The sequence below is a fragment of the Magnetospirillum gryphiswaldense MSR-1 v2 genome, assembly GCF_000513295.1.
GTDB lineage: Bacteria > Pseudomonadota > Alphaproteobacteria > Rhodospirillales > Magnetospirillaceae > Magnetospirillum > Magnetospirillum gryphiswaldense.
Genome location: NC_023065.1, coordinates 3,595,373 through 3,611,525, shown reverse-complemented (window position 1 = coordinate 3,611,525; position 16,153 = coordinate 3,595,373). Strand labels below are relative to the sequence as shown.

The window sequence follows — 16,153 nt, the reverse complement described above, 5'->3', positions numbered from 1 at the left end:
CGATCAGGCGGCGGCGTCGGGCAAGGCCAGACCGCCGAAACGGGCGAAAAAGGCAGGATTGGCCTCGGGCAGCGGACCTTCGGCGGTTTCCAGCACGCTCATCAGATGGCGCTCCGCCGGGGCCTGGACCAGCCGGTACAGGTTGCGGCACAACAGCCGTGCCGCCGCCCCCGGCCAGTCGGGGGCCAGCAATTCGTCCGGCAGCATGGGATCGCGCAGCAGCGCCCGGCGATAGCCGTGGATCAGCAAGGATCGCACCAGGAAACAGGTTTCCGGGTCGGGCTCGCTCAAGCCGTCCAACGCCCGCCACAAGGGCCGGAAGATATCGAGGAAACCCAGATAGTCGTGGGCCAACCGGTCCTGGTCCCAGCAGGTGCGGATGACGTCGCGCAGCGCCTCGGGCGCCACCCAGCTTTCGGCGGAAGCGCGCATGACCACCGCCTGCTCGCCCGCCTCGGCGTCGATCAGGGCCTGACGCACCGCGGCCTGATCGGGATCGGGATGGAGCATGACACCGGGCGACAACTGGCCGAAGCCTAGCCAGCCGAGATCACGGCGCAGCGCCTCGCGCCGCTCGCCTTCGGTGCCGGTCAGATTGGTGAAGACCATGGTCCATTGCTTGTCCCAAGGCCGCCGCGCATAGGAGTAGATGCGCCGATGCGCCGCCTCGAACCGCCGCCGTCCGGTCTCGGTCAGACTGTAATAACTGCGCCGCCCCACATGGGACGAGGTCAGCCAGTCTTCCTTGGACAGCCGGAACACCGAGGTGCGGACAATGCGCTCGTTAAGGCCGAAGGGTTCGACCAGCCGGATCAGGCTGCCCAGCCAGGCGGAACCGCCATGGGGCAGGATGGCATCGCCGTAAACGGTGACGATCAGCGATTTCGCCTTGGGGCGAAGCTGTTCCAGGGTGGCTTGGACCATGTCATCCAGGCGGGATTTGGCGCTCATGCCTTGAGTGTCACCGGTGTGGCTGCGTGCGCCCATCCTAGCCAAGCGGCTTGGCGGCGCAACCGAAGTTTTTCACGCGGGTCCGCAGCATTGCAAAATTAGAGTCGATTCAATATTCTGCATCATGTAACAAGTTTCTTTATTCATAACCACGGTCGGCGCAGTGCCGTTGACAGGCTGGAACCGATACAATATGCTTCGGAAATATTCTAAAAAAGCATCATATCAGATGCGATAAAAATCAAAGATGTCCGTTACTCCGCTGATTGCCAGGATTTTTCCTTTCGCACTTGCGTTACGAAATTTTCCAATGTCGCCGGATAAAGTGGAAACATGATGGTCATAATCGACCACAGGGAGGAAAAAAGATGCGTGGATTGAAGACTCTGGCGAGTCTGGCTGTTGCCGGCTGCGCCTTGGCCGTATCCTGGACCGCCCAGGCCGCCGATCCGGTGAAGATCGGTGCGTTCCTGTCGGTGACCGGCCCTGCGTCGTTTCTGGGCGAGCCGGAAAAGAAGACCTTGGAAATGTATGTGGACCGGCTGAACAAGCAAGGCGGCGTCCAGGGTCGCAAGATCGAACTGACCGTCTATGACGACGGCGGCGCCCCGGACAAGGCGGCGACCTTCGCCAAGCGCCTGATCCAAAGCGACAACGTCGACATCCTGATCGGCGGCACCACCACCGGTACCTCCATGGCGGCGATCAAGATCGCCGACCCGGCCGGGGTTCCGTTCATTTCCCTGGCCGGCGGCATCGACATCGTCGACCCGGTGAAGAAATGGGTGTTCAAGACCCCGCACACCGACCGCATGGCGGCTGAGAAGGTGTTCTCGGACATGAAGAAGCGCGGCCTGACCAAGGTGGCGCTGATTTCGGAAAATGCCGGCTTCGGCAAGTCGGGCCATGACCAGTCGCTGCTGGTCGCGCCCCAATACGGCATCGAGATCGTCGCCGACGAGGTCTATTCGCCCAAAGACCCCGACGTCACCGCCCAGCTGACCAAGATCAAGAACACCGCTGGCGTGCAGGCCATCTTCAATTTCGGCTTCGGCCAGGGCCCGGCCATCGTCACCAAGAACTACAAGCAATTGGGCATCACCCAGCCGCTGTACCAGTCCCATGGTGTCGCCTCCAAGGACTTCATCCGTCTGGCCGGCGATGCCTCGGAAGGCGTGCGTCTGCCTGCCGCCGGTCTGGTCATCGCCAGCCAGCTGGCCGCCACCGATCCGCAAAAGCCGGTGGTCACCGCCTTCAAGAGCGAATACGAAGCCGCCTTCAAGACCGAGGTCTCGACCTTCGCCGGTCATGCCTATGACGGTTTGCAGATCGCCCTGGCGGCGATCTTGCGCGCCGGCTCCAGCGACAAGGCCAAGGTCCGCGACGAGATCGAGAAGACTTCGGGCTATGTGGGTACCGGCGGCATCGTTTCCATGTCGGCCACCGACCACATGGGTCTGAACCTGTCGGCCTTCCACATGGTGGAAATCAGCAAGGGCGACTGGAAGATGGTCGACTGACCTGAAGCGTTGCGAACTTTAACCGTCCGGGACTCCGTCTTGCCGCCGCCTTAAGGGCGGCAAGACGGGCCGCAACGGGGGCTTTCCCATGATCGAGTCGATGATCCAGTTCATCCTGGCCGGATTGACCAGCGGCGCCATCTATGCGCTGGTCGGCCTGGGCTTTTCCATCATCTACAATGCCAGCCACGTCATCAATTTCGCCCAGGGCGAGTTCATCGTCATCGGCGGCATGAGCACGGTGGCGCTGTTGGCGGCGGGCGTGCCGCTGCCTTTGGCCATCGTGCTGGCGACCCTGGTAACCATGCTGGTGGGCATGGCCTTGGCCAAATTCGCCATCCAGCCGGCCAAGGATGCCGACGTGGTCGCCCTGATCATCATCACCATCGGCGCCTCGATCTTCCTACGCGGCGTGGTGCAACTGGTGTTCGGCAAGGACATCCACTCGCTGCCGGCCTTTTCCGGTGAAACGCCGCTCAATCTGATGGGTGCCACCTTGATGCCGCAAAGCCTGTGGGTGATGGGCATCAGCTCGGCCCTGATCGTGGTGATCGCGTGGTTCTTCAACGCCACCTTGGCCGGCAAGGCCATGCTGGCCACCGCCTATAACGCGCTGGCCGCGCGGCTGATGGGGGTGGACACCAAATGGGTGCTGCTGTCGGCCTTCGCCCTGTCGGCGCTGTTGGGCGCGGTGGGCGGCATCGTGGTGACCCCGATCACCTTCGTCTCCTATGAATCGGGCATCATGCTGGGGCTCAAGGGCTTTTCGGCGGCGGTCCTGGGCGGCCTTGGCAACGGCGTCGGCGCCGTCGCCGGCGGCCTGATCCTGGGTATCGTCGAGGCGCTCAGCGCCGGCTATCTGTCCTCTGCCTACAAGGATGCCATCGCCTTCATCATCATCCTGGTGGTGCTGGTGTTCCGTCCCAACGGCCTGTTCGGCAAGAAAGGGATCGACCGGGTATGACCTCCATGCTCCCCCCCGCTTTGCAACGACATCGCGGCCTGATCGTGCTGGCGGCGGTCATCGCCGTGCTGCCCTTGGCGCTGCGCAATGACTATCACTATGACGTGGTCATCAATGCCGGGCTCAACGCCATCGTCGTCGTCGGCCTCAACCTGCTGATCGGCTATGCCGGCCAAATCAGCCTGGGCCATGCCGCCTTCTTCGGCCTGGGCGCCTATGCCTCGGCCATCCTGACCACCACCTATGGCTGGCCGGCGCTGGGGGCCATGGCCGCCGGCATCGCCGTCGTCGGCATCCTGGCCTATGTCATCGCCCGGCCCATCCTGCGCCTCAAGGGCCATTATCTGGCCATGGCCACCTTGGGTATCGGTGTCATCATCTCCATCGTCCTCAACACCGAGGCGCAGGTGACCGGCGGCCCCGACGGCATGTCGGCGGCCCCCTTCACCGTGCTGGGCTACACCTTCGCCACCGAGCAATCCTGGTACTGGCTGGTCGGCGGCGCCTTGCTGCTGACCGTGTGGCTGTCCACCAACCTGATCGATTCGCCCATTGGCCGGGCTTTGCGCGCCTTGCACGGGGCCGAGATCGGCGCCCGCGTCGTCGGCATCGACACCACCCGCTACAAGGTGCTGATCTTCGTCATCTCGGCCATGTTCGCCAGCTTCGCCGGATCGCTGTTCGCCCACCACACGCCGACGGTGACGCCGTCGATCCTGGGCTTCATCAAATCGGTGGAATTCGTGGTGATGGCGGTGTTCGGCGGCATGGCCTCGGTCATGGGCTCGGTGGTCGGCGCCGTCATCATGACGCTGCTGCCCAATGCGCTGGCCGCCTTCGAGGATTTCGAGCCGATCATCCTGGGCGGTATCATGATGGGCACCATGATCTTCATGCCCAAGGGCCTGGTTCCCACCATCGCCAAGCTGTTGCGCCGCAAGGAGGCCCCATGAGCCTGCTGAAAGTCACCAACCTGACCAAGAGCTTCGGCGGTGTCTCGGCCATCCGCGACCTGTCGTTCACCATCGAGGCCGGGACCATCCATTCCATCATCGGCCCCAACGGCGCCGGCAAGACCACGCTGTTCAACCTGATCACCGGGGTCTACACCCCCAGTTCAGGGTCGGTGCGCTTCAACGACCGCGAAGTGGGCGGGGTCGAGCCGCACAAGCTGGCCGAACTGGGCATGAACCGCACCTTCCAGAACCTGCAGATTTTCCACAACATGAGCGCGGTGGAAAACGTCATGGTCGGCGCCCATCTGCATCTGCAGAAGGGTTTGCTGCATTCCATGCTGCGGCTGCCGTCACTGGCCCGGTCGGAACGCGAAACCCGGGAACAATGCTGGGAATTGATGGATTTCGTCGGTCTGGCCCAATACCGCCACACCGAAGCCTCGGCCATGTCCTATGGCGCCTTGAAGCGCCTCGAAATCGCTCGCGCCCTGGCGGCCAAGCCCAAGCTGCTGCTGCTGGACGAACCCGCCGCCGGCCTGAACGACACCGAGACGCGCGAGGTGGACGAGGTGATCAAACGCATCGCCGCCCAGGGCATCACCGTGGTGCTGGTGGAACACGACATGAAGATGGTGATGGGCATTTCCGACCACATCCTGGTGCTGGATTACGGCGCCAAGCTGGCCGAGGGAACCCCCGCCGAAATCCGGTCCAACCCCGACGTCATCGCCGCCTATCTGGGCACGGTCGGTTAAGGAGGCCCCGATGCTGTTAGAAATCCAAGGGCTGGAAAGCCATTACGGGCGGGTCAAGGCGCTGAAGGGCGTGGACGTCGCCGTCAAGCCGGGCGAACTGGTCGCCCTGGTCGGCGCCAACGGTGCCGGCAAGACCACCTTGCTGCGGGCCTTGTCGGGGGTGCAATCGATCAGCGCCGGCAGCATCCGTTTCGACGGCCACGACATCACCCGCCTGCCCGCCCACAAGCGGGTGCAATTGGGCATCGCCCAGGTGCCGGAAGGCCGTCAGGTGTTCGGCCCCATGAGCGTCGAGGACAATCTGCTGATGGGCACCTATCGCCGTCGCGGCGCCAAGCCGGCGGACGACATGGAGCGCATGTACGACACCTTCCCCATCCTGAAGACCAAGCGCAAACAGGCCGCCGGCCTGCTGTCGGGCGGTCAGCAGCAGATGCTGGCCATGGCCCGCGCCCTGATGAGCAACCCGCGCCTGCTGCTGCTGGACGAGCCCAGCATGGGGCTGGCGCCGCTGCTGGTGGGCGAAATCTTCAACGCCGTCGAGCGGCTGAAGGCCCAAGGCATGACCATCTTGCTGGTGGAACAAAACGCCTTTCAGGCCCTGGGCATCGCCGATCGCGGCTATGTCATGGAAACCGGCGACATCACCATGGCCGACGACGCCCAGGTGTTGCTGGGCGACGAGCGGGTCAAGGCGGCCTATCTGGGGCTATAAATCCCACATTTTTTGTAATTATAAGCGCCTTGCCGCATCACAACATGCGACAAGGCGCTTTTTTAATGCCTAAAACATAAGGATTTCCGCCGTTATTTTCCAATTCACAAAGCGACACATTTTTCTTTGACTAATGACAAATGATGTATCATATTAATCCTCACAAAGGCGGTGGAACAACCACCGGCCATCGGAGGCAACCCCCGGCCAATCTTGCCGGACCACTTTAGGAGCGTCAGATGAGCGCCTCGAACGAGAAGCTTGCTCTCACCATGGAATTCCCGCCGGAAACGGAACAGCCCAACGTCTATCCGTTGTCCTGGCACGCCCAGAGCAAGAAGATGGAAGAAGTGTGGGCCGCCTCGCTGCGCGAAGCCTGGGATCCGTCCAAGCTGCCGTGGGACACCTTCGACGTTTCCACCTATACCTGGGAAGAACGCGAAGCTATCGCCTATTGGTGGACGCTGCTGTCGGTGTTCGACGCGTCGGCCCCGCCGGTCTTCGCCTCGGCCTTCATCAAGACCTATGAAATGCATGAAGAAGACCCGGTGCGCCGCTGCTTCTTCTCGGTCACCCGCGACGAGCAGAACCACGAGCAGATGTGCGGCCTGGCCATCACCAAGCTGTTGGAACATCCCGATCCGATCACCTATCAGCCCAAGACCGAGATCGGCAAGGCCCTGCAAAAGAACGCCAAGTGGCTGTATTACAACGGTGGCCGTTACTGGTCGGGCTACAAGCAGGCGGTGCCCAAGTACTCGCTGGCCGTGCTGTTCTCGTCCTTCCTGATGGGCGAAATCGCCGCCGCCACCATCTTCCACCAGATGGCCGCCGGCTGCACCGAGCCGGTGTTCAAGGAAGGCTTCCGCAACATCGGTCGTGACGAAGGCCGCCACATGGCCATCTGCATGGCGCTGATGGAACGCGATTACCCCAACCTGCCCAAGGAAGACGCCGCCACCATCACCAAGCAGGTGCGCGCCGGCTATCTGTTCCTGTCCGCCGTCCTGTTCGAGCCGCCGGCCGATTTCTGGGACTTGCCGGAAGACTTCATCGCCAACCAGCGCAAGGGCGAAGAAATCGCCCGCGGCGCCGGCTTCCACATCCCGGCTTACGACGCCAAGCTGGAAAACTGGAAGAACGCCATGCTCAACCTCAAGGGCGTGCTCGACCGCTACGGCATCCCCTTCCCGGCCATCCCGGAAGTGGGCATTTCCGGCCAGGAAGTCACCGATATCGAGATGAAGGACATCATCCCGGTCTTCTAAGCCGGCCCTTCAGTACCAAAATATGACCAGAGCCGGTGGGGGAAAACCCTCACCGGCCCTTTGTCCAAAAAAACAAGACGTCGAGGTGGGGAAATGAGTCGTATCCGTCTGCTGCCCTCGGGGCGCGAGGTCGAATGCCCTGACGGCGAAACCGTGCTGTCGGCGCTGGAAAAGGCCGGCTATGCGCTGCCCAACAATTGCCGCGCCGGCGCCTGCGGCGAATGCAAGGTCAAGGTGACCTCGGGTCAGTTCGACCAGGGCATGGTGCTGGACATGGCCCTGTCCCAGGCCGAACGCAAGGATGGCTTCGGCCTGATGTGCATGGCCAAGCCGTTGTCGGAATTGCTGGAAATCGAGTGGGGCACCGACGACGCCAAGCCCAAGCTGTTCCCCCCGCGCGAGAACATGCTGTTCGTGGTCGTCGACAAGTTCCCGCGCACCCCGCGCATCACCGAATTCGTCTTGAAGCCGGTGGGCAAGCCCATGCGCTTCTGGCCCGGCCAGTATCTGGTGCTGGGTGATGAAAGCCGGGGCGTGCCGCCCCGGTGCTATTCCATCGCCAACGCCCCCAAGCCCGACGGCGAGATCAACCTGCACATCACCCGCGTCGATGACGGCGCCACCAGCCGCTGGCTGCACGACAGCGTGAAAGTGGGCGATTTCATCAAGGTGTCGGGCGCCTATGGCACCTTCATCGGTGATCCGTCGGTGGATACCCCGGTGCTGTGCCTGGCCGCCGGCTCCGGTCTGGCCCCAATCATGAGCTTGGCCGACGCCGCCCTTAGGCGCGGCTACAACCAGCCGGTCACCCTGGTGTTTTCCGGCAAGACCAAGGAAGACATCTATTGCCAGGGCAGCATGGCGCTGTGGCAGGCGCGCAACCGCCGCTTCCGCTTCGTCCCCACCCTGACCCAGGAAAAGCATGACGGGCTGATGGGGCGCATTCCCGCCGTGCTGCCCGGCCTGTTCCAGGATCTGTCCAACCATTCCATCTTCATCGCCGGCAGCCCCGATTTCGTCGAGGCCTGCGTGACGGCGGTGAAGGCCCTGGGGGCCAAGGCCGATCAGATTCATTCCGAGGGCTATTTCCACCAACACAAACCGGAGCAGCCGCCCGCCGACCGGCTGGCGCCCGTGGTCTAACCCCACCTTCGGGTTCATGGCTGCCGGATCGCCCCCTTCCCCCCGTGGGAAGGGGGCTTTTTTGTACTCTTCAGGGTTGTCATCGTTTGGATCATTGTCCATTCTACGTGTCTATCCATAGAGGGGGCATCATGCGCTTATGGAACATGACGCTGGCAGCCCTGGTGGTCTTCGCCACCATGCCGGCCCACGCGGATGCGGTATTCTGCGCCGGTCAGAACCTAGCCAATGAATGGCAGCGCGGGCATGCGGCCTTTGACAGTGGCGATCACGCTAAAGCCTTGTCGATTTTGCGGCCCCTGGCCGAAAACGGTTTCGCGCCGGCACAGTGGTTGATGGGACGCATGGTCATCGGCGGGCAGGGGACAGCCCAGGATGACGAAACGGGATTGCTGTGGTTGCGCTTGGCCCGGCGAGGCGAAATGCCCGGAATTAATGGCGATATCCGCGCGCTGGAGAGCCGACTGCCCATGGACAAAATCATCGCCGTGCAGGAGCGGGCAGATGGTTGGCGCCCCAATTTGTCCCCCACATGCCAACCCGGCTCCATCCCTGTGCAGCTCAGCGTGGTTCCCGCCTTGATGGGGCAGCGGGAGCGCCTGTACGACTGGTGGATGCGTCTGGTCGAGAACGCCCATCACAGTCAGGTCGACGCCGGACCGTATCTGCGCTCGGTCGATTCCGTCAACTTCACCGATTCCGTCGATGTCAATGCCGCCATCGCCCGCACGCCGCAGGGCAATATGCTGGTCGTCAGCGCAGCCCTGGCGGAAATGCCTGCCGCCAAAGCGATCAGCCTGCTGATGCCTGCGGCACGGGAACTGGTGAATGACCGCATGGTGCGAATGACCGCACCACCCCCACCGGTGGAAACCTATAAGGGCATCGTCCTGCGCGGTTATGCCGGAAGAGAGAACCAGCCATTCTTCGACACCATGCGCCGAACCATGGACATGCTGCCGCGCCTGCCGCCACACCTGCGCAACCAGATGGCCGGCGTCCACGAGGTGCGCTATATGCCCAGTCTGAAATACAGCGTGTTCAGTCCGCTCACTGTTTACAAAACCACCTATATCGAAGACAAGAAAGCAACAGGGGGCGGCTATCTCGCCTTCACACGCGACCCGGTGACGGTCTCCAGTGTCGATGCCTTGGGGGCATTACTGGGACCAGCCATCGCCAAGGCCAATGCTAACCTGTCGACAGCGGCATTGAATTGCCGCATTTCCGCCGGCCTGCTGGATGCCGCCAAGTCCTTGGACTGGGACGAAACCACGCAAGCCCCCTATCGGCGGCATCTGCAAAGCGAAAAGTGCAAAGCATGAAAACGCCGCCCCCTCACGGGGGCGGCATCATTTAGCCCTTAATGGCTGTGGCCGCAGCCGCAACCGCCGCCGGACTTGATTTCCAGGGCGGCAACGCCGGGCAGGGTCTTGCCTTCCAGCCATTCCAGGAAGGCACCGCCGGCGGTGGAAACATAGGAGAAAGCCTCGTCCACACCGGCCTTGGCCAGGGCGGCGACGGTGTCGCCCCCACCGGCCACGGTCAGCAGCTTGCCTTGCTTGGTCCGCTCGGCGGCGGCTTGGGCGACGGCGTTGGTGGCCTTGTCGAAGGGATTGATCTCGAACGCGCCCAACGGACCGTTCCACACCAGGGTCTTGCAGCCGCCCAGTCGGTCGATGATCGCCTCGATGCTGGCCGGGCCGGCATCCAGGATCATCATGTCGTCGGGCACCGCATCCACCGACACCACCTTGTTGGCGGCGTTCTCGGCGAATTCAGCCGCCACCACCGCGTCCACCGGCAGGACGATGTGGCACTTGGCCGCCTTGGCCTTTTCCAGAATCTCACGGGCGGTGTCGGCCATGTCCTTTTCACACAACGACTTGCCCACTGCCTTGCCCTGAGCGAACAGGAAGGTGTTGGCCATGCCGCCGCCGATGATCAGGTAATCGACCCGCGACACCAGATTGCCCAGCAGGTCCAGCTTTGTCGACACCTTGGCACCGCCGACCACCGCCGCCACCGGCTTTTCCGGCGTGCCCAGGGCCTTGGCCAGGGCTTCCAGTTCCACCTGCATCAGGCGACCGGCAGCCGCCGGCAGCAGATGGGCCAGACCTTCGGTCGAGGCATGCGCCCGGTGCGCGGTGGAGAAAGCGTCGTTGACGTAAAGATCACCCAACTTGGCCAGGGCCTGGGCAAAGGCCGGATCGTTCTTTTCTTCTTCCGGATGGAAGCGGACGTTTTCCAGCAGGGCGATATCGCCGTTGTTCAGTTTGGCGATGGCCGCTTCGGCATCCGGGCCGATGCAATCGTCGGCCCAGGCGACGGCCTGACCCACGGCCTTGGCCAGGGGCTCCAGCAACAACTTTTGTGAATACTTGTCCTCGCGGCCCTTGGGGCGACCGAAATGGGTCAGCACGATGACCTTGGCGCCGCGCTCGGCCAGTTCCTTCAAGGTGGCGGCGGAACGGTCGATGCGGGTGCTGTCGGTGACCTTGCCGTCCTTGGACGGCACGTTGAGATCGGCGCGGACCAGAACGCGCTTACCCTTGACGTCGAAAGCGTCGATGGTGCGGAACATGGGATGTCTCCACTGAAGAAGGGATCAAGCCCGCGCGGCGACTGAGCGAGCCCGGCACGGGCGCAAAACGCACATGGAATAAGGGCCTGTTCCGACAGTCGAAACAGGCCCCAATCGCGAAACTTAGTTCTTGGCGACGTGCTGAACGAATTTCAGCATGTTGCAGGTATAGCCGTATTCGTTGTCGTACCAGACCACCACCTTGACGAAGGTGTCGTCAAGGGCGATGCCGGCCTCGGCATCGAAGATGGACGGCAGGTTGCAGCCGCGGAAATCGGTGGAGACCACCTTTTCGTTGGTGTAGCCCAGCACGCCCTTCAAGGCGCCTTCCGAGGCGGCCTTCATGGCGGCGCAGATTTGTTCATAGGTGGCCGGCTTTTCCAGTTCCACCGTCAGATCGACCACGGACACGTCCGAGGTGGGGACGCGGAAGGACATGCCGGTCAGCTTCTTGTTCAGTTCCGGGATCACCTTGCCCACGGCCTTGGCGGCACCGGTCGAGCTGGGGATGATGTTTTCCAGGATGCCGCGGCCGCCGCGCCAATCCTTGGAGGACGGGCCGTCCACGGTCTTCTGGGTGGCGGTGGCGGCATGCACGGTGCTCATCAGGCCGCGCTTGACGCCCCAGGTGTCATGCAGAACCTTGGCGACGGGCGCCAGGCAGTTGGTGGTGCACGACGCGGCGGAGACAATGGCCTCGCCCGCATACTTGGTGTGGTTGACGCCATAGACGAACATGGGCGTGTCGTCCTTGGACGGCGCCGACTGCACCACCTTCTTGGCGCCGGCCTTCAGGTGCTTTTCGCAGGCTTCCTTGGTCAGGAACAGGCCGGTGGCTTCGATCACCACGTCCACGTCCAACTCGCCCCACTTGAGCTCGCTCGGATCCTTGACCTGGGTCAGCAGGACCGGCTTGCCGTTGACGTTGAGGATGTCGCCTTCAACGCGGATCTCACCGGGGAAGCGGCCATGCACCGAATCGTACTTCAGCATATAGGCCAGATATTCGGGGTCCAGCAGGTCGTTGATGCCGACGATTTCGATTTCGGGAAAATCCTTCGTCACGGCCCGGAACACCATGCGACCGATACGACCAAAGCCGTTAATGCCGACGCGGATAGTCATCGTTTCCTCCAGTGGGATTTCAGCGGCGGAATCCAAGGCTCCGCGCGAATTCAGACGGGGAACCATATCGCATACTCGCCTCGGTGAATCCAGTCCCGAAAGTGTCAAAGTCCCGACCCGACGGGCAAAATCCGACCACCCCACCCTATCGGGGGTCACCGCCGCCGCCCGCTTGGCGACCACATTCCACCGCTGTGGGTATGACGAACGGGCCACCCGCCCGATTTGACCGGGGCGACGGAAAAAAATGTATATCGCCGATAATTAACGCCGATAAGTTTGCGACAAAGGTATGAGTTTGGTGCTAGTATCCCCGGCGGGGACGGATGCCTTTACCGTCGGGAGAATGGTGGTGCCGTCATTCCCTCGCCGCAGGCAGGCATATGGATCAGCGGCGGCGGACAGGGGATTATCCGCGCGGATGCGAAGGATGGGGTTGCCGAGTACCATGAAGATTTTGATCGCCGACGACCACGAGTTGTTCCGTGAGGGACTGCGCCACGTCTTGGGACAATTGGAAGACAACGTCGAGGTTGTCGAGGCGGGGGATTTCCCCCAAGCCTTCGCTCTGGCGGAAAGCCACCCCGACACCGATATCGTGCTCTTGGACCTGAACATGCCGGGCGCCCAATGGGATGACGGCCTGACCCGTCTGCGCGCCATTTTGCCGGGAGAAGTGCCGGTGGTGGTGCTATCCGCCGCCGACGATCGCCGCAGCGTATTGCAGGCGGTGGAGATCGGCGCCGCCGGCTTCATTCCCAAGACCTCGTCCAGCCGGGTGATGCTGTCAGCCTTGAAGCTGGTGCTGTCGGGCGGCGTCTATCTGCCGCCGGCCCTGATCGAGCGGTCGACCCCGCGCGGCGAGGGCCTGAGCCCGGCGGTGGTCGAGCAGGCCATGTCCATCCTGACCCCGCGCCAGCGCGAGGTTCTGGGTCTGCTGGGCGAAGGTAAGTCCAACAAGGAAATCGCCCGCATCCTGGAACTGGCGGAAGGCACGGTGAAGCTGCACGTCACCGCCATCTTGAAGGCGCTCAACGTCAACAACCGCACCCGCGCGGTGGTCGCCGCCGCCCAAATGGGCCTGACTTCGGCGCCGCAATAATCAACCGGGCGGCTTGAACCACGACCATCCGGGCCTATGCTGTTGCCAGCATAAAGGATCGGAGACAGGCCAATGACCGGGCAGCCATCGTGGCACGGTGTGACGGCGCAATCAGCGTGCGCGCACCTGCAATCGCACCTTCATGACGGCTTGCCACCCGATCAGGTCACGGCCCGGTTGGCCGCGCACGGCCCCAACCGCCTGCCCGAGAAAAAGGCCAAATCCAAGGCGCGCATGCTGCTCGAGCAGTTTCAAAGCCTGCTCACCCTGGTGTTGCTGGGCGCCGGCATCCTGGCCGGCATCATCGGCGACACCACCGACATGGTGGTCATCTTATCGGTGGTCGTGTTCAACGCGCTCTTGGGCTTCCATCAGGAATACCGGGCCGAACGCATCCTGGAGACGCTGAAATCCATGCTCGCCCCCCAATCCAGGGTGCGGCGCGGCGGCAGCAAACAGGAAATCCCGGCGGAACAACTGGTGCCCGGCGATCTGGTGCTGATCGAGGCCGGCGACCGCGTTCCCGCCGATGGCCGACTGGTGGCCAGCCATGGCCTGGAAATCGATGAAAGCAGCCTGACCGGCGAATCGGTGGTGGTCGGCAAGGACCATTCCAACCTGCACGATGCCGACACCCCCCTGGCCGAACGTTCCAACCTGGCCTTCATGAACACCGTGGTTACCCGGGGACGCGGCGAGATGCTGATCACCCAGACCGGCGCCACCACCGAGATGGGCCGCATCGCCGGTATGCTGGCCGACACCCCGGAAAGCCGCACGCCGTTGCAGGAGCGGCTCGACGGCCTGGGTCGTCGTCTGGCCCTGATCGCCGCTGTCGTCGTCGGCATCATCCTGGCGGTGGGCCTGCTGCGCGGCCAGCCTTGGGGCGAATCGGTGCTGACCGCCGTCGCCCTGGCGGTCGCCGCCATCCCCGAAGGCCTACCGGCGGTGGTCACCGTCACGCTCGCCATCGGCATGTACCGCATGGCCCGTCACGGCGCCATCGTCAAGCGGCTGGCGGCGGTGGAGACCCTGGGCTCGACCACCATCATCTGTTCCGACAAGACCGGCACGCTGACGCTCAACCAGATGACCGCGCGGACCGGTTGGGCCTTGGGCCAACGCTTCGCCGTCAGCGGCGACGGCTATGGTGGCCAGGGCGCCATCACCGCCATCAGTGGCGAGACGTTGCCCGACCTGCGCCCGGCCCTGTTGGCGGCGGGATTATGCAACGATTCCCACCTGGGCGCCGACGGCACCCTGGTCGGCGACCCCACCGAAGGCGCGCTGCTGTCGCTGGCCCTGAAAGCCGGCATCACCGAGCAATGGCCGCGAGTGGCCGAGATGCCCTTCGATTCCGCCCATAAATTCATGGTCACCATTCACCGCGCCCCCGACGGCCTGCGCCTGCTGGTCAAGGGCGCCCCCGACGTGGTGATGGAACGCTGCGGTTTCGTCGCCCTGGCCGATGGCGACCACGCCTTGACCCAACAATGGCACGACCAATTGGCGACCGAGAACGAACACATGGCTAGTCAGGCCTTGCGCGTTCTCGCCCTGGCGGAAGCGCGGGTGGATGAAGCGGCCCTGGCCGACCCGTTGGCCGCCGCCCGTGCCCTGACCCTGACCGCCCTGGTCGGGCTGATGGACCCGCCCCGCCCCGCCGCCCGCGACGCCATCGCCGCCTGCCGTGCCGCCGGTATCGGCGTCAAGATGATCACCGGCGATCACCGCGTCACCGCCGCCGCCATCGGCCGCCTGCTGGGACTGGACGGCGAGGTGGTGACCGGGGCCGAGCTCGACCGCATGGACGATGCCCAATTGGCCGACCGGGTCGAGGACATCGCCGTGTTCGCCCGCGTCGCCCCCGAACACAAGGTGCGCATCGTCGCCGCCCTTCAGGCCAAGGGACACGTGGCGGCCATGACCGGTGACGGCGTCAACGACGCCGCCGCGCTGAAGCGGGCCGATATCGGCGTCGCCATGGGCCGCACCGGTAGCGACGTGACGCGCGAGGCCGCCGCCATGGTGCTGACCGACGACGATTTCGCCTCGGTGGTGCGGGCCGTGCGTGAGGGCCGCACCATCACCGACAACATCGTCAAGTTCGTGCGTTTCCAATTGTCCACCAACATGGGGGCGCTGTTGTCGGTGTTCGTCGCCCCCTTCATCGGTCTGATCAGCCCGTTCCACGCCATCCAGATCTTGTGGGTCAACATCATCATGGACGGCCCACCGGCCATGGCCCTGGCCTTCGACCCCGCCCGCGCCGGGCTGATGACGGAAAAGCCGCGCCCGCGCAGCGCCCCCATCCTGCCCGCCGCCCGGCTGCGGCGGCTCTTGGCGTACGGCGCCACCATGATGGTCGGCACCTTGGGGGTGTTGTGGTGGGCGCAAGGCCAAGGCGACCTGGAGCGCGCCCGGACGCTGGCCTTCACCACCTTTGTGCTGTTCCAGTTCTTCAACATCTTCAACGCCCGTGTCGGATCGGAATCGGCCTTCGGCCCGCATCTGTTCCACAATGCCAAGCTGTGGCTGGCCTTGGGGGGCGTGCTGATCTTGCAGGTGGTGGCGGTGCATTGGGGGCCGGCGCAGGCCATCTTCCATACCACGGCGCTGTCCTGGTCCGATTGGGCCTTGGCGACGGCGGTGGCATCATCGGTGCTGGTGCTGGATGAAATCCGCAAGCTTGCCGAACGCCTGGTGCGTCCCCATCTGGGGTAGATGACACCGACCCTGTTCATCTGCGTCAATCGCCGTCGTGGCGCCGGCTCGTGCTCGGGCGGCGGTGCCTATGAGGTGATGGCGGTGCTGCGCACCGAAATCGAGGCACGCGGGTTGGGTTGGGACATCCGCCTGTCGCCCTGCCTGGGCCATTGCGCCCTCGGCCCCAACATCAAGGCCAGCCCCAACGGGCCGTTGCTGCACGGCTGCACCGACGGCAAGGAGGTGATGGCGCGCCTGCTGGAATGGCGACGCGGATGAACGGCGGCTGAACAAGCCGTTCAGGCTTGGTTACTGTAGAATCCGCCATTGTCTTCACAGACGAATTCCCCACTGTGGAGACCAT

General features: G+C 63.6%; 14 protein-coding genes. 11 read left to right on the top strand and 3 right to left on the bottom strand.

Translation table 11 applies throughout. The features are described 5' to 3' along the window. Positions 1–3: 3 nt before the first annotated feature. A complete protein-coding gene (gene paaX, locus MGMSRV2_RS17375) occupies positions 4–951 on the bottom strand; it encodes a phenylacetic acid degradation operon negative regulatory protein PaaX (protein ID WP_041633741.1) in 948 nt (315 codons plus the stop codon). Positions 952–1,319: 368 nt separating this feature from the next. Between paaX and MGMSRV2_RS17370 the strand changes: the two genes are divergently transcribed. From MGMSRV2_RS17370 to MGMSRV2_RS17335, 8 genes are all read left to right on the top strand, one after another. Next, on the top strand, positions 1,320–2,471 hold the full coding sequence (locus MGMSRV2_RS17370) for an ABC transporter substrate-binding protein (protein ID WP_024081681.1): 1,152 nt from the start codon (positions 1,320–1,322) through the stop codon (positions 2,469–2,471). An 88-nt stretch (positions 2,472–2,559) separates the two neighbouring features. Next, positions 2,560–3,435 carry a branched-chain amino acid ABC transporter permease gene (locus tag MGMSRV2_RS17365; protein WP_024081680.1) on the top strand — a complete coding sequence of 292 codons (876 nt, stop codon included), beginning with the start codon at positions 2,560–2,562 and terminating at the stop codon, positions 3,433–3,435. Beyond that, a complete protein-coding gene (locus tag MGMSRV2_RS17360; protein WP_024081679.1) occupies positions 3,432–4,388 on the top strand; it encodes a branched-chain amino acid ABC transporter permease in 957 nt (318 codons plus the stop codon). The genes MGMSRV2_RS17365 and MGMSRV2_RS17360 overlap by 4 nt, the downstream gene beginning before the upstream one ends. Further along, positions 4,385–5,146: an ABC transporter ATP-binding protein gene (locus tag MGMSRV2_RS17355; protein WP_024081678.1), complete on the top strand. Its 762-nt coding sequence runs from the start codon at positions 4,385–4,387 to the stop codon at positions 5,144–5,146. The genes MGMSRV2_RS17360 and MGMSRV2_RS17355 overlap by 4 nt, the downstream gene beginning before the upstream one ends. Positions 5,147–5,156: 10 nt before the next feature. Then, positions 5,157–5,861 (top strand): ABC transporter ATP-binding protein, encoded by a 705-nt coding sequence (locus MGMSRV2_RS17350; protein ID WP_024081677.1) that lies wholly within the window; start codon positions 5,157–5,159, stop codon positions 5,859–5,861. 239 nt (positions 5,862–6,100) lie between these two features. Next, positions 6,101–7,129, top strand: coding sequence for a hypothetical protein (locus MGMSRV2_RS17345; protein WP_024081676.1), 1,029 nt, complete (start codon positions 6,101–6,103; stop codon positions 7,127–7,129). A gap of 93 nt (positions 7,130–7,222) precedes the next feature. Next, complete coding sequence (locus tag MGMSRV2_RS17340; RefSeq protein ID WP_024081675.1) at positions 7,223–8,272, top strand: 2Fe-2S iron-sulfur cluster-binding protein; 1,050 nt, start codon at positions 7,223–7,225, stop codon at positions 8,270–8,272. A gap of 131 nt (positions 8,273–8,403) precedes the next feature. Beyond that, a complete protein-coding gene (locus MGMSRV2_RS17335) occupies positions 8,404–9,597 on the top strand; it encodes an SEL1-like repeat protein (RefSeq protein WP_024081674.1) in 1,194 nt (397 codons plus the stop codon). Between the two features lie 38 nt (positions 9,598–9,635). Here MGMSRV2_RS17335 and MGMSRV2_RS17330 read toward each other — a convergent pair whose 3' ends face one another. Beyond that, the gene (locus tag MGMSRV2_RS17330; RefSeq protein ID WP_024081673.1) at positions 9,636–10,856 is read right to left on the bottom strand and encodes a phosphoglycerate kinase; all 1,221 of its coding nucleotides are present in this window, start codon (positions 10,854–10,856) and stop codon (positions 9,636–9,638) included. A 123-nt stretch (positions 10,857–10,979) separates the two neighbouring features. Then, positions 10,980–11,981 (bottom strand): type I glyceraldehyde-3-phosphate dehydrogenase, encoded by a 1,002-nt coding sequence (gap, locus tag MGMSRV2_RS17325; RefSeq protein ID WP_041634769.1) that lies wholly within the window; start codon positions 11,979–11,981, stop codon positions 10,980–10,982. A 448-nt stretch (positions 11,982–12,429) separates the two neighbouring features. Between gap and MGMSRV2_RS17320 the strand changes: the two genes are divergently transcribed. The 3 genes from MGMSRV2_RS17320 to MGMSRV2_RS17310 all read left to right on the top strand — a co-directional run bounded on the left by MGMSRV2_RS17320 (position 12,430) and on the right by MGMSRV2_RS17310 (position 16,068). Next, positions 12,430–13,083 carry a response regulator gene (locus MGMSRV2_RS17320; RefSeq protein ID WP_041633740.1) on the top strand — a complete coding sequence of 218 codons (654 nt, stop codon included), beginning with the start codon at positions 12,430–12,432 and terminating at the stop codon, positions 13,081–13,083. A gap of 72 nt (positions 13,084–13,155) precedes the next feature. Next, positions 13,156–15,807, top strand: coding sequence for a cation-translocating P-type ATPase (locus MGMSRV2_RS17315; protein WP_024081670.1), 2,652 nt, complete (start codon positions 13,156–13,158; stop codon positions 15,805–15,807). Next, positions 15,808–16,068, top strand: coding sequence for a (2Fe-2S) ferredoxin domain-containing protein (locus MGMSRV2_RS17310; RefSeq protein ID WP_024081669.1), 261 nt, complete (start codon positions 15,808–15,810; stop codon positions 16,066–16,068). Positions 16,069–16,153 lie beyond the last annotated feature (85 nt).